This window comes from Propioniciclava soli, assembly GCF_038502305.1.
Taxonomy (GTDB): Bacteria; Actinomycetota; Actinomycetes; order Propionibacteriales; family Propionibacteriaceae; genus Propioniciclava; species Propioniciclava soli.
In genome coordinates this window covers 1,092,952-1,106,060 of record NZ_CP115965.1, presented here as the reverse complement: position 1 = coordinate 1,106,060, position 13,109 = coordinate 1,092,952, and the positions used below count along the sequence as shown (strand labels likewise).

Below are 13,109 nucleotides of genomic sequence, written 5' to 3'. Positions count from 1 at the left end.
CGATAGTCTCTGCTCCATGCGCAGGGCGAAGAATTCGGTGAGCGTTTCGCCGTCCCCCCGTGCGACGCCGCTGCCTGCCACTGTGGCCGCCGTGGCGGGCGTCACGGCCACGCTGGTGGCTCCGGCCCTCCGGCGTTGGTTGACGCACAGGGGCATGATGGACACCCCGACGACGCGGAGCTCCCACACCGAGCCGGTTCCCCGCGGCGGGGGTTGGGCATGCCTGGCGGGGACCGCGACGGGGTGCCTGGCTGCGCGCGCGGCGGGCCTTCGGATTTCACTCCCGGTCGCCCTGGGAACCCTGGCCCTCACCAGCCTCGGTTGGGCGGACGACCACGTCGGCGTCCCGGCCGCCCCCCGTCTGGCCGCCCAGGTGGGTGTCGGTCTGACGGCCGGGGCGGCTGCCGGCCACCCCGTCCTGGGTACGGGCCTCGCTCCCGTTATCGTCAACATGGTCAACTTCATGGACGGCATCAACGGCATGACGGCCCTCACCACCGCCGTGTGGGGGGCCAGCGCCACGGTGGTCGGCACCCGGTCCGAGAATGTGGCGGTGACGGTGCTGGGGGCCGCCCTCGGCGGCAGTGCGCTGGGCTTCCTCCCCCACAACCTGCGCTCCCGGCGCATGTTTCTCGGCGACGTGGGCAGCTACTTCATCGGCACCTCCATGGCACTGACGACGCTGCTGCCGGGTCTGCCGGGGCCGGCCCGCCTGCGCCTGCTCGCCCCCCTGCTTCCGTATGCACTGGACACCGGCGCCACCTTGATCATCCGGGCACTCCGAGGAGAGAACGTGATGGAGGCCCATCGGCAACACCTGTACCAACGCCTGGCCAACGAGGCCGGCTGGGGACACGCCACGGTGGCGCTCGCCTATGCCGGGGCTGCCGCCGCATGCGCCACCGCCGCACACCGCGCCGTCGCGCTGGACCGGGCACGCCCGATGGCCGCACGGATCGGCTGAGCGGTGGGTTCGCGGCACGGTCGACCTGCCCTGGTCTACGGCGTCGGCGTCGGCGTGAGCGCCTTCGCCCTCATGCGGGGCCAGCTCGCGTGGTTCCGAGAGCGCGGCTGGGACGTGACCCTCGCTTGCTCGCCCGATCGCCAGGCGGCCCTTGCCGTCGAGCGCGAGGGCATCGCGTTCCACGCCATCCCGACCCAGCGCGCGATCTCACTGCTGGCCGACCTGCGCACCTTGCGGCTCTGGGTGTCGTTCCTGCGCAGCGAGCGCCCGGATGCCGTCAACGTCGGCACGCCCAAGGCGGGCCTCTTGGGCGGTCTGGCCGCCTGGGCGCTCCGCGTGCCGAAGCGCCTCTACGTCTGCCGCGGCCTGCGGCTGGAAGGCTCGAGCGGCCCGCTGGCCCTGGTGCTGTGGGTGATGGAGCGTCTGTCCACCGCCGTTGCCACGGATGTGGTGGTGGTCAGCCGGTCGCTCGCCGACGAGCTCCTGGCGCGCCACCTGGTGAATGCGCGCAAGGCGTGGCTGATCGGGGAGGGCAGCAGCAACGGCGTCGACGCCGCCACCATCGCGGCACGCGCCGCCGCGATCGACAGCGCAGACCTACGGGCCGAGCACGGAATTCCGGCCGCCGCCGTGACCGTCGGCTTCGTCGGCCGGCTGGCGCCGGACAAGGGGGTTGACACGCTGCTCGCGGCCCTGCGGCAGATCGAGGTCGCGTGCGACGTTCACCTGGTGGTCATCGGCGCGGTGGAGGACCCCGGTGTCGAGGCGAGGCTGGCGACACTGGGAGACCGCGTGCATGTGCTGGGCTGGACGAGTGACCTGTGGGCGAAGTGGCCGATCCTGGACGTCCTGTGTCTGCCCACCCGCCGCGAGGGCTTTCCCAACGTCGTTCTCGAGGCCGCCGCCGCGGGCATCCCCACGGTGACGACCCGTGCCACGGGCGCCGTGGACTCCGTCGTCGACGGGGTCACCGGCTTCCTGGTGAACATCGACGACTCCAGCTCCCTGGCCCGGGCGCTCACCCGACTCGCCACCGACCACGACCTGCGCCAGCAGATGGGTACGCGTGCCCGGGAGCGCGCCTTCGACTCGTTCTCCCCCCAGCGCATCTGGGGCGGGCTCGAAGCCCTGCTGGACGGGACCTACGCGAGCCCGGACCTCCAGCGTCTGGATCGCCTGCCGGCACGGGACGCCAGACGCGGCACCCGCGCCGCATCGAACCGGGACGGTGACGCATGATCGTGGTGACGGGATCAACCGGCAACAGTGGCACCCACTTCATCCGGGAGCTCGAGGCCCACGGGTTCGACCAGCCCGTGCGGTGCCTCGTGAGGACATCCACCGCGGTCGACGGCCTGGTGGCGTCACCGCTGGACATCGAGGTGCTCACCGGAGAGCTGGACGACCCCACGTTCCTGGACGTGGCACTGAGCGGAGCCGACACCGTTGTCCACATCGCGTCGCTCCGCTTCTCGCCGGCCATCGTCGCGGCAGCGCTGCGTCAGGGCGTGCGGCGCGTCCTGCTGGTCCACACGGCGGCCGTCTTCTCACGGCACAAGTCTGCCTCCCTGGAGTATCGCGCCCTCGAGGCGCAGGTGGCAGCCCTGCTGGCGGCCACGGAGCACCAGATCGAGGTCACGATCCTGCGGCCCACCATGATCTTCGGCCAGCCCCGCGACCACAACGTGAGCGTGTTCATCCGGCTGGTCGACCGTCTCCGGGTCGTTCCGCTCATCAATGGCGGCGCGAGCACCCTGCAACCGGTGCACGCCAGCGACCTGGGGCGCGCTTACCACCAGGCACTCACCCGGGGCACGCTGCCGCGCGCGGAGTACGTCCTTTCCGGCGAGCGCCCCGTACGCCTGCGCGAGCTGCTTCAGCAGATCTCCTCGGGACTGGGGAAGCGCACACTCTTCGTGGCGGTGCCCCTCCTCCTGGCGGGGCCGGCCGCACGCGCGGTGCGCGCGCTCACGGCGAACAGGGTCGACGTGGTGGAGAAGGTGCTTCGCATGGGCGAGGACCGGTCCTTCCCCCATGACCGTGCCGCACAGGATTTCGGCTACGCGCCGCGACCGGTGGCGGACACTCTGGCCGAGGAGGTGGCCTGGTACGTGGCCCGGCACGCGACCCTCAGCTGAATGGCGTGCGCCTCCCGCACGCCCCGCGGGCTCACGCCGAACGTGGGACGAGTTGAACCACGCGCTCGCCGGTGACGGCCGCGGGCGCCACCGGGTTGACCGGCACGCGCGAGACCAGCGGGTGGCTGGTCGGCCGAACGCCGTCCCCCGCGCTGAACAACACCTCGTGCAACTTCTCACCGGGTCGCAGACCGGTGTAGACGATCTCGACGTCGCGGCCCGATTTGCGGATGAGCTGACGCGCCATGTCGACGATGCGCACGGGCTCCCCCATGTCGAGCACCATCGCCTCGCCGCCCACCCCCAGCGCACCGGCCTGGATGACGAGCTGGCACGCCTCCGGGATCGTCATGAAGTAGCGCGTCACCTCCGGGTCGACGATGGTGACCGGGCCACCCGCCTCGATCTGGGCGGTGAACGTGTGCAGCACCGAGCCGCGCGACCCGAGCACGTTGCCGAACCGCACCGACACCCACCGGCGCTGACCGGTCTGCGCGAACCAGGCGGTGAGCTCCTCGGCAGTCCGCTTGGTCCGCCCCAGCACCGACGTGGGGTCGGCCGCCTTGTCGGTGGAGATGTTGACGACGCGTTCGACGCCGTACGCGTCGGCGCACTCCAGCACGTTGAGCGTGCCGAGCACGTTGGTCTTCCAGCCCTCGTCGGGGTACTGCTCCAGCAGCGGGAGGTGCTTCAGCGCCGCGGCGTGGAACACCACCTCCGGGCGGTGGTCGGCGAACACGCGCGCGAGCGCGTCGGCGTCCCGGATGTCACACAGCACCATGTCGCGGGAGTCCAGCAGGGCCTGGCCGTAGATCGAGAGCTGGGTGCCGTGCAGGCCCGACTCGTCCCGATCGAGGAGGACGAGTTCTTTGGGGCGGAAACGATGGATCTGGCGGGCGAGCTCGGATCCGATGGAGCCGCCGGCCCCCGTGACCAGCACGACCTTGCCGGTCAGGTAGCCGGCGATGGCCCCGACGTCGGTGGTGACCTGGGTGCGCCCGAGGAGGTCCGCCGGGTCGAACTCGTGGAGGTGGGACAGCGTCATGCGGCCCTGGCGGATGACGTGAAACGGCGGCAGCACGAGCAGGCGCAGGCCTTGGCTCTCGAGCTCGTCACCGAGCGCCCGGATGAAGGCGGCGTCCGCCCGGGCGATGGCCAGGATGACCGTGGTCACCCGGTGGCGGCGCGCGAGCTCCGCAAGATCCTCACGGCGGCCGATGACGCGGCCCGAGCCGAGGTTGAGGTGGCGCTTGAAGGGGTCGTCATCGATGAATCCGCGAACACTGTAGGGCGAGTCGAGGTCGCTGAGGACGAGGCGCCCAATCTGGCGGCCCGCGTTGCCTGCACCGTAGATCAGCACGGGCTCACCGGCGAGGTGCTTGCGGCGGCGCAGGCCCACTGCGGTGAGAGCGCGGGCGACGAAACGACCGCCCGCCATGCAGACGCCGGCGGCAACGGGGGCCAGCACCGCGACTCCGAGGGGGACGCCGGCCGGCCACCACTGCGCTGCGACGCCCACCGCAACGCCGACCACGAGGACGACCAGAGCCAAGACCCCGACCTCGATGAAGCTCGCAATCCGCGCCACCCCGCGGTAGAGGAAGGTGAAGAGGCCGAGCAAGACCTGGAGACCGGCCGCAGCGGCGGCGTAGATCAGCACACCTTCCCACTGCGCCGCTGCGAGACCGAAGTCGTACCGCGCACCGACCACGGCGACGGCACCGACGAACCAAGCGGTTGCATCGAGGGCGATGAGCATCAGCCGCTGGGAGCGGACGGTTGCTGCAGACATGGGCCTGCGCCTTTCCCGGGGGGATTGTCGGGCAGAGGCACATCCACGGACACCTCTGGCGGAAGCATAGACCGAAATGATTCAATGATGAATCTGATTCGCCGCCGAAGAGCACGCTTTTAATTCACTGTTCACACAGCGACGGCTGAGCCGATCGCGTGCGATCCCTGTTGTCAGCCCACCACGTGGATGACGATCGCACCCTCGGGAGTCCGGGTGGAGCCCCATTCCCAGGCACGATCGACGATGTCGGCGAGCTGGGCTCCGAAACCGTACTTCGCGTGCGTGAGCTGCCGGACGGCGGCCAGCTGGTCGCCCTCGGTGACGAGCTGGGCACGTCCCTCCAGCACCGGCTCCTCGCGCAGGCCCTGACCGCTGCCGCTCGCGGCCTGGACGGTGACGACGTCGGTCAGCTCGAGGCGCGCCAGCCAAGGAGTGATGTGGGGCGTCCAGAAACCCACGACGTCGCGATCCACCTCGACCACCCACTCCGACGACGCCGTGGGGGTGCCCGCGGCGTCGAAGGTGGTGATGACGACGCGCGCCGCGTCGGAGAGCTTCATCGAGCCCGCGGGGCCGGCGGGGGCACCTCACCCGGCGGCAGCTCGCTTGGGCCCTGCTCCGAGACGGGGACGGAGGTGTGGGACGCCGCCCGGTTGCCGATCTCGGTGGTGCGACGCGTGTTGACCTCGTCCAGCGTCGCACGACGGATCTGACCGGAGGTGCGGTTGGGCAACCCGATGGCGAGGCCGAGGGCCAGGCCGGTGGCGGCCCCGATGCCGGTGAGCATCGCCGTCGTCATGAAGGGGTCGGGGATCACGTTGCCCGTGTAGCGCTGGGCCGCCCCGATGAGCTCGCGGCTATCGAGGGCGAAGCGCGCCAGCAGCACACCCGCGGCGACAAGGCCCGCGACGCCGAGCACCGCGAGCAGGACCTTCAGGATCTTCATGCGCGCACTCTACTGCCCCCGGGGGCGTCCGCGGCGCCACCGGGCGGGTCAGTGCGGCGCCGGGGTGCAGACGCGGACGAAGCCCTCGGCGACGGCCCGCCCCACGGCGCTGACCTCGGCGTCCACCGCCGCCAGGGCGACGACGACGGGCGTCGGGTCATGCCCCGAGAGTTCCTCCCACCGACCCACGAGGGCGGGGCCCGCCTCGGGGTGGAACTGCACGCCGAGCGCCGATCCGACGCGGAAGGCCTGGTGGGGGTACGCCGCCGACGAGGCCAGGGCGATCGCCCCCGCGGGGAGGTGGGAGACCACGTCGTGGTGCGACTCCGCCACCCGCTGACCCGCGGCGACCGCGCCGGCGAGCACGGGGTCGGACGCCGCGGCCTCGGCCCAGCGCAACGCGACCGGCCCCACCTCTCCCCCACCCGGGTCGGCGACGCGCACCTGACCACCGAGCGCCTCGGCGAGAATCTGGTGGCCCAGGCAGATGCCCAGCACGGGGAGATCGACCTCGACGCAGTCGGCGAGCAGGGCGGCCAGCGCGGTGAGCCACGGGTGCGCCTCGGTGTCGTGGGCGCTCATCCGCCCACCGAGGACGACGAGGCCGTGGCCGAGGGCGTCCACCCCGGGCACCCCGCGCCCCGCGCGATGGGACCCGGGCACGTCGACCACCGTGACGCGCGCGCCGGCGTCGCGCAGCCAGGGGCCGAAGCGGTCGAGGGGCACGGCGTCGTCGAGCTGCAGCACGGTGAGGCGGGTCACCCGGTCACCGTAACGCGCCGGTGTGACGGTGCGGTCACAGCGATCCGGGGGGCACCACTACAGTGGGCACGACCCGTCGAAAGGACCCCTTCGCCATGCGCGTTCTCGTGACCGGCGGCGCCGGCTACATCGGCTCCCACACCACGCTCGCCCTGCTGGAGGCCGGCCACGACGTCCTCGTCGTCGACGACCTGTCGAACAGTTCGCCCACCTCGCTGGAGCGGGTCGCCGACCTGACCGGGCGCGAGCCCGGGTTCGTGGAGGCCAACGTGCGCGACGCCGAGGCGCTCGACGCCGCCTTCACCGACTTCGGCCCGGAGGCCGTGATCCACTTCGCGGGGTGGAAGGCGGTGGGCGAGTCGACGCAGATTCCGCTGACCTACTACCGCGAGAACCTCGGCTCGACGTTCACGCTGCTGGAGGTCATGGCCACCCACGGCTGCCGCACGATCGTGTTCAGCTCGTCCGCGACGGTCTACGGTGACCTGTCGCAGCCGCCCTTCACCGAGGACTCCCCCACGGGCGCGACCAACCCCTATGGCCGCACGAAGCACATGATCGAACAGATCCTCGCGGACGCCGCAGCGGCCGACGCCTCCCTCCGCGTGGGGGTGCTGCGCTACTTCAACCCCATCGGCGCCCACAGCAGCGGCCGGATCGGCGAGGATCCGAAGGGGATCCCCAACAACCTGCTGCCGTTCGTGGCGCAGGTGGCGTCGGGGCGCCGCGAGAAGCTCATGGTGTTCGGCGACGACTACCCCACGCCGGACGGGACGGGCCAGCGCGACTACATCCACGTCGTGGATCTCGCCGCGGGGCACCTCGCGGCGCTGGAGTACCTCACCGGCCACGACGGGTACCACGTGTGGAACCTCGGCACCGGGAACCCCACGTCGGTGCTCGACATCCGTGCGGCGTACGCGAAGGCGTCCGGCGTCGAGATCCCCTACGAGGTGGCCCCGCGGCGTCCCGGCGACGTGGCGGCGTCCTACGCGAACGTCGAGCTGGCCGCGGCAGAGCTCGGCTGGCACGCCGAGCGGAGCATCGCGCAGGCGTGCGCCGACACGGTGCGCTGGCAGACCGCGAACCCCGACGGGTACGCCGACTGACGGCTCAGCCCTCGTCCAGCACCATCTCCGGGTAGACCGGCTGCCACATGGTGTCGAACACCTGCTGGATCGGGTCGGTCAGCGGACGCTCCGCCACACCGTCGGCCTCGGCCGCGCGCGCGACGGCGATGGCGACGGTGGCCGACACCCGCCGCAGGTCGCGGACGCTCGGCAGCAGCGACTGACCGGGCCGCGTGATGCGCACCAGCGAGGCGACGGCCTGGGCCGCGGCGGCGATCATGGGGTCCGTCACCCGGGTGGCCCGGCAGACGCCGACCCCCAACCCGATGCCGGGGAACACGAAGGCGTTGTTCGCCTGCGCGACGGTGTAGGTCGTCTCGTCCAGCGACACCGGCGCGAACGGCGACCCGGTGGCGACGAGGGCGCGCCCCTCCGTCCAGGTCAGCAGCTCCGTGGGCGTCGCCTCGGCGAGGATCGTCGGGTTGCTGAGCGGCATGATGATCGGCTGGTCGACGTGGTGGGCCATCTCGCGGATGACGCTCTCGCGGAACGAGCCGGGCTGACCCGAGGTGCCGATGAGAACGGTCGGGTGGACGTTGCGCACCACGTCGGCGAGGTAGTACAGCCCGGGGGCGTCCGTCTGCCAGCCCGCCAGCTCCGCGGCTGGCCGGGCGTAGGGACGCTGGAAGTCACGGAAGCGCTTGGTGGGCTCGTCGGTGATGAGCCCGCGGCTGGACGTGGCCCAGAACCGCATCCGGGCCTCGTCGGGGGTGAGGCCCTCCTGCACCATGAGGTCGACCAGCAGGTCCGCCACACCGATGCCGGCCGTGCCGGCGCCGTGGATGACGACGCGCTGGTCCGACAGGCGCTCTCCCTTCGCGCGCACGCCGGCGATGAACGCCGCGGCGACCACCGCCGCCGTCCCCTGCACGTCGTCGTTGAACGTGCAGATCTCGTCGCGGTAGGTGGTGAGGATGCGGTGGGCGTTGTCGGCCCCGAAGTCCTCCCAGTGGATCATGGCGTGGGGGTAAACCCGTTGCGCGGCCTCGACGAAGGAGCGGATGAAGGCGTCGTAGCGCTCCCCCCGCACGCGCGCGTGGCGCAGGCCGAGGTAGAGGTCGTCGTTGAGGAGTTGCAGGTTGTCGGTGCCGACATCGAGCACGACGGGGATCATCCGGTCGGGGTCGACGCCGCCGGCGGCGGTGTAGAGGCTCTTCTTGCCCAGGCAGATCTGGATGCCGCCGACGCCCTGGTCGCCGATGCCCAGGATGCCCTCGGAGTCGGTGACGATGAGCATGTCGACCTGCTCGGGGTCACGACCGAAGGCGCGCAGGGCGTCCTCGATGCGGTCGGGCGCGTCGATGGAGCAGAACACGCCGCTGATCTGCTGGTACCAGAGGCTGAACTCCTGGATCGCATCGCCGATCGTCGGGGTGTAGACGATCGGCATCATCTCGTCGAGGTGTTCGCTGAGCAGGCGGTAGAACAACACGGTGTTCCGGTCCCGCAGCCCTTGGAGGTAGGAGAACTTCTCCAGGGGGTGGTGCGCCCGCACGAAGCGCGTGTAGGCGCGGTGGAGCTGCCCCTCCAGCGGCGTGACCCGCTCCGGCAGCAGCCCCTCGAGGCCCAGTTGCTCGCGCTCCTCGTGCGTGAACGCCGTGCCGCGGTTGAGCCGGGGGACGCGGAGGACCGCGCTGCCGCGCGCGTTCACGCGGATCCGCGAACCGTGATTGCCGGGCAGGATCTCATAGGGGCGTTGGGGCATGGCGGCACTGTAGCGGTCGGACGCTTGGTAGCGTGGCGCGATGCCCCGCCACCGCATCCTCGACACCCCCTTCGCGGCCATCCACCCGCTCTACGTGGCCAAGGTGGAGAAGAAGGGCCGCGGCCGCGCGGAGGTGGACGAGGTGATCGGTTGGCTCACCGGTTACGACGAGGCCGGCCTGCAGCGGGCCATCGACGCCGGGGTGAGCCTGGAGTCGTTCTTCGCGTCGGCGCCCGCGATGAACCCGAACGCGTCGCTCATCACCGGGGTGATCTGTGGGCACCGCGTGGAGGAGATCGAGGACCCGCTGATGCAGCAGATCCGGTGGATGGACAAGTTGGTCGACGAGGTCGCACGCGGCAAGAAGATGGCCTCGATCCGCCGCGGGGACGCCTCGCTATAGTGACCCGGTGCCGTCACCCTCGATCAGTTCCAGGCTCACCTCGCTGAAACGCTTTGCGCGCAAGCGGTGGTCGGATGCCGAGTTCACCGTCCTGGAACTCGGCGGCACGATCCGCTCCCACCACGTCCGGCGAGCCCTGCTGCGCAGCTACGGGGCGACCGTCGACCCCACCGCGGCCGTGTACCACGGTGCGCAGGTGCGTCGGGCCGAGGCGCTGGCGATCGGCGCCCACTCCTCCATCGGGGAGGACGCGATCCTGGACGCCCGCGGGGGCATCACCATCGGCGACCGGGTGAACCTGTCCTCCCAGGTGCACCTCTGGACGGCCCAGCACGAATGGCGCTCCCCCAGCTTTGACTATGTGACCGCTCCGATTCGCATCGATGACTACGTGTGGGTCGGCCCGCGCGTCACCATCCTGCCGGGGGCCCACCTGGGCGAGGGGTGCGTGGTCGCCGCCCATGCGGTGGTGCGGGGCGAGGTGGCGCCCTACACCCTGGTCGGTGGGGTCCCCGCGACGAAGCTCGGCGAACGGCCGCGGGGGTTGGATTACACGCCGGCCGGGCCCGGCGCGATGACGTGGTGGTGGTGACATGCGCGTGCTGACGCTGTGGGCCCAGGATGCGTCGTCGAACCTCGGCGTCCGCGTGTTGGGCGAGGGGACGTCGGCGCTGGTCCGGTTGGCTCACCCGGGCAGCGAGGTCGTCTGCCAGTCCTACCGCCAGGGGCCGGCACCGGTCAACATCGGCGTGCCCCGGACGCTGCTGCGCGAACGCGTCACCGACCGTGCCGGGCTGCGCTCCTGGATGCGCTCGTTCGACTACGTGGTGGACATGCGCGCCGGCGACTCCTTCGCCGACATCTACGGCCTGCAGCGCCTGTTCGCCATGAGCAGCATGGCCGAGTTCGTCCGCTCCTGCGGCGTCCCGCTGGTGATGGGCCCGCAGACGGTCGGCCCCTTCGACACCCCGCGCGGCCGCGCGATCGGGCGCTGGTCGCTCCACCGCGCCACCAAGGTCATGGCCCGCGATCCGCTCTCGGCGGACGCCGCCCGCGCGCTGGGGCGTCCGGTCGACGTGCTCACCACCGATGTCGTCTTCGCCCTGGACGTTCCCGAGCCGGGCCCGGAGCGCGACGTGTTGCTCAACGTGTCGGGGTTGTTGTGGACCAGTGACAGCCACGGGCCCGCCTCGCGATACCAGGAACTGGTGCGCGGCGTGATCGCCGACCTGCAGGAGCGGGGACGCACCGTGACACTGCTCTCGCACGTGCTCGAGGCCGATGACGCCGCCGACAGCGACGTGGCCGTGGTGCGCGCCTTGGGCGACGAACTCGGGCTCGACCAGGTGGTGCCTACCGACCTGACCGACGTGCGCCGGGCCATGCGCGGGGCCCGCCTGGTGCTCGGCTCGCGCATGCACGCCTGCCTCAACGCCCTGTCGGTCGGCACGCCCGCGATCCCGCTGGCCTACTCGCGCAAGTTCGCGCCGCTGCTGTCGGCGGTCGGGTGGCCCCACGTGGTCTCGTTGGCGGACGCCGACGCCCGCGACGCCGTCCGCGGCCTCCTGGACCGCTCCGACGACCTCACCGCGGCCGCCGCGGACGTCCGGCCCACCGCGCAGCCGATGCTGGACGCCGCCCGCGACTGCCTGCGCGCACTGGTCTGATGCCCGCGGCGTCCACAGGCGCCCAGCCCGATCCGGAGGGGGCCCCACCCAGCCACTTCGCTCCCCGCCCCTGGCGGCGCTCTCCGTGCACCACGGGCACCGCCACGGCAGAGGAGCGAGGTCAACCGGTTCCCGCCGGTTGGATGCTCACCGACCAGCCCGTGGGGTGGCCGTCGCGGTAGGGCATGACGCCGTGGAACTGCCCGATCGTGGGGTCGAAGACGTGCGGCAGCCAGCAGAGGTCGCCCTCCCACATCGGCAGCTCGCCCAAGCGGTCGCGAGGCACCCAGTGCAGGGTGCCCTCCTCGTTCGACGGCGGCGGCTCGCCGGCGAAGCCGTCGACCACGAACACCATCGCCAGCTCACTCTCCTCACCCGCGCCCAGGCCCGGGAAACTGACCGTCCCCCGCAACACCCACGACGTGACCTCGAGGCCCGCTTCCTCGCGCAGCTCCCGCCGCAGGCCCGCCACGACGTCCTCGGCCGGCTCCACCTTGCCGCCGAGGCCGTTGAACTTGCCGTGCGCGGCGTCGTCCTCCCGGAATGTCCGGTGCACCAGCAGCACTTCCTCACCCCGCACGACGTAGGCCAGCGTGGTCAGCACGGGTGCGTAGGGCATCAGACGTCCTCCCTCAGCGCCGTGGCCGGCGGGACGGGGACGGGCACCGCAGCGACCTCGGCGTCCTGCTCGCGCTCGGCACGGCTCGGCACCTGAGCGAGCAGGATGCCGGCCATCATGAGCGCCGCCCCGACGTAACCGGCGGGCGTGAACCGCTCGCCCAGAAACAGCGCGCCACCCACGGCCCCCCACAGGGCCTCCAACGCCATGATCATCGCGGCGATCGACGCCTTCACGTGCCGCTGACCGACCACCTGCAGCGTGAACGCCACCCCCGTCGAGAGGATGCCGGCGAACAGCACGGCCCCCAGCGCCGGCACCAGCCCGGCGAACGGGGCCGGCTCCGCGACCCACGCGATCACGGCGGACACCGCCGCCATCACCGCGAACTGCACCGCCGACAGCCGGATCGGGTCGACGTGCCGGGCGACGCGTCCGACGCCGAGGATCTGGAACGTCCAGAACAGGGTGCCGACCAACACGAGTAGGTCGCCCGGGCCGATGCCGCCCCCCGTCCACGTCAGCAGGAACAGCCCCGGCACGGCCAGGGCCACGCCGGCCCAGGTGAACCCGCTCGTCCGCTGCCCGAACAGCACCCCGGCCAGGGGCACGAGCACCATGTAGAGCCCGGTGACGAACGAGGCGTTGCCGGCCGTGGTCTGCTCGATGCCGAGTTGTTGCAGCGTCTGCCCACCGGTCAGCATCAGCCCGATGAACACCCCGGGCGCGACGACGCCGCGCCACGCCAGGCTTCGCTCGCGGGGGCTGAGCCGGGCGCGGGCGTCCAGCACCGCCACCAGCGGCAGCAGAGCCAGGGTGCCGAGGACGCCGCGCGCGGCGTTGAACGCGTACGCGCCCAGGTGTTCGGCACCCAGCCGCTGCGCGACGAACGTGAACCCCCAGATCAGCGAGCAGGCCACCAGGAACAGCGTGGAGCGGGCGGTGCGGCTCACCGGATCGCGCGCCGAGCGAGGACGCCG

The 13,109-nt window shown here is 71.8% G+C and carries 14 protein-coding genes; 7 read left to right on the top strand and 7 right to left on the bottom strand.

The genetic code is table 11. The annotated features are described in order from the left end of the window. Positions 1-154 precede the first annotated feature (154 nt). Genes PCC79_RS05055 through PCC79_RS05045 form a run of 3 tightly spaced genes read left to right on the top strand, consistent with a single transcriptional unit; the run spans position 155 to position 3,102 of the window. Positions 155-964 (top strand): hypothetical protein, encoded by an 810-nt coding sequence (locus PCC79_RS05055; protein WP_232548927.1) that lies wholly within the window; start codon positions 155-157, stop codon positions 962-964. A gap of 54 nt (positions 965-1,018) precedes the next feature. Further along, on the top strand, positions 1,019-2,203 hold the full coding sequence (locus tag PCC79_RS05050) for a glycosyltransferase family 4 protein (RefSeq protein WP_342373178.1): 1,185 nt from the start codon (positions 1,019-1,021) through the stop codon (positions 2,201-2,203). Then, positions 2,200-3,102 carry an NAD-dependent epimerase/dehydratase family protein gene (locus tag PCC79_RS05045; protein ID WP_342373177.1) on the top strand — a complete coding sequence of 301 codons (903 nt, stop codon included), beginning with the start codon at positions 2,200-2,202 and terminating at the stop codon, positions 3,100-3,102. Before PCC79_RS05050 ends, PCC79_RS05045 begins: the two co-directional genes overlap by 4 nt. A 31-nt stretch (positions 3,103-3,133) precedes the next feature. Here the strand turns inward: PCC79_RS05045 and PCC79_RS05040 are convergent, their stop codons facing one another. The 4 genes from PCC79_RS05040 to PCC79_RS05025 form a co-directional block, all read right to left on the bottom strand. Then, positions 3,134-4,894: a nucleoside-diphosphate sugar epimerase/dehydratase gene (locus tag PCC79_RS05040; RefSeq protein WP_342373176.1), complete on the bottom strand. Its 1,761-nt coding sequence runs from the start codon at positions 4,892-4,894 to the stop codon at positions 3,134-3,136. A 173-nt stretch (positions 4,895-5,067) separates the two neighbouring features. Continuing rightward, on the bottom strand, positions 5,068-5,457 hold the full coding sequence (locus tag PCC79_RS05035) for a hypothetical protein (protein WP_232548931.1): 390 nt from the start codon (positions 5,455-5,457) through the stop codon (positions 5,068-5,070). Beyond that, positions 5,454-5,843 carry a hypothetical protein gene (locus PCC79_RS05030; protein WP_232548932.1) on the bottom strand — a complete coding sequence of 130 codons (390 nt, stop codon included), beginning with the start codon at positions 5,841-5,843 and terminating at the stop codon, positions 5,454-5,456. Before PCC79_RS05030 ends, PCC79_RS05035 begins: the two co-directional genes overlap by 4 nt. A gap of 48 nt (positions 5,844-5,891) precedes the next feature. Beyond that, a complete protein-coding gene (locus PCC79_RS05025; RefSeq protein WP_342373175.1) occupies positions 5,892-6,605 on the bottom strand; it encodes a type 1 glutamine amidotransferase in 714 nt (237 codons plus the stop codon). Positions 6,606-6,700: 95 nt separating this feature from the next. On the opposite strand from PCC79_RS05025, the gene galE reads away from it, so the two are divergent. Beyond that, positions 6,701-7,714 (top strand): UDP-glucose 4-epimerase GalE, encoded by a 1,014-nt coding sequence (gene galE, locus PCC79_RS05020; protein ID WP_232548934.1) that lies wholly within the window; start codon positions 6,701-6,703, stop codon positions 7,712-7,714. 4 nt (positions 7,715-7,718) lie between these two features. Here galE and PCC79_RS05015 read toward each other — a convergent pair whose 3' ends face one another. Then, on the bottom strand, positions 7,719-9,440 hold the full coding sequence (locus PCC79_RS05015; protein WP_342373174.1) for an NAD-dependent malic enzyme: 1,722 nt from the start codon (positions 9,438-9,440) through the stop codon (positions 7,719-7,721). Positions 9,441-9,480: 40 nt separating this feature from the next. On the opposite strand from PCC79_RS05015, the gene PCC79_RS05010 reads away from it, so the two are divergent. The 3 genes from PCC79_RS05010 to PCC79_RS05000 are packed head-to-tail and all read left to right on the top strand — an operon-like array spanning position 9,481 to position 11,510. Next, entirely contained in the window at positions 9,481-9,843 is a 363-nt protein-coding gene (locus PCC79_RS05010) for a DUF2200 domain-containing protein (RefSeq protein WP_342373173.1), read from the top strand. Between the two features lie 7 nt (positions 9,844-9,850). Then, positions 9,851-10,435 (top strand): acyltransferase, encoded by a 585-nt coding sequence (locus tag PCC79_RS05005; RefSeq protein WP_232548937.1) that lies wholly within the window; start codon positions 9,851-9,853, stop codon positions 10,433-10,435. A 1-nt stretch (position 10,436) separates the two neighbouring features. After that, positions 10,437-11,510 (top strand): polysaccharide pyruvyl transferase family protein, encoded by a 1,074-nt coding sequence (locus tag PCC79_RS05000; RefSeq protein ID WP_342373172.1) that lies wholly within the window; start codon positions 10,437-10,439, stop codon positions 11,508-11,510. Positions 11,511-11,631: 121 nt separating this feature from the next. Here the strand turns inward: PCC79_RS05000 and PCC79_RS04995 are convergent, their stop codons facing one another. Together PCC79_RS04995 and PCC79_RS04990 are read right to left on the bottom strand one after the other, a co-directional pair. Next, on the bottom strand, positions 11,632-12,129 hold the full coding sequence (locus tag PCC79_RS04995) for an 8-oxo-dGTP diphosphatase (protein ID WP_342373171.1): 498 nt from the start codon (positions 12,127-12,129) through the stop codon (positions 11,632-11,634). Further along, positions 12,129-13,082 (bottom strand): DMT family transporter, encoded by a 954-nt coding sequence (locus PCC79_RS04990; RefSeq protein ID WP_232548940.1) that lies wholly within the window; start codon positions 13,080-13,082, stop codon positions 12,129-12,131. The genes PCC79_RS04995 and PCC79_RS04990 overlap by 1 nt, the downstream gene beginning before the upstream one ends. Positions 13,083-13,109: the final 27 nt, after the last annotated feature.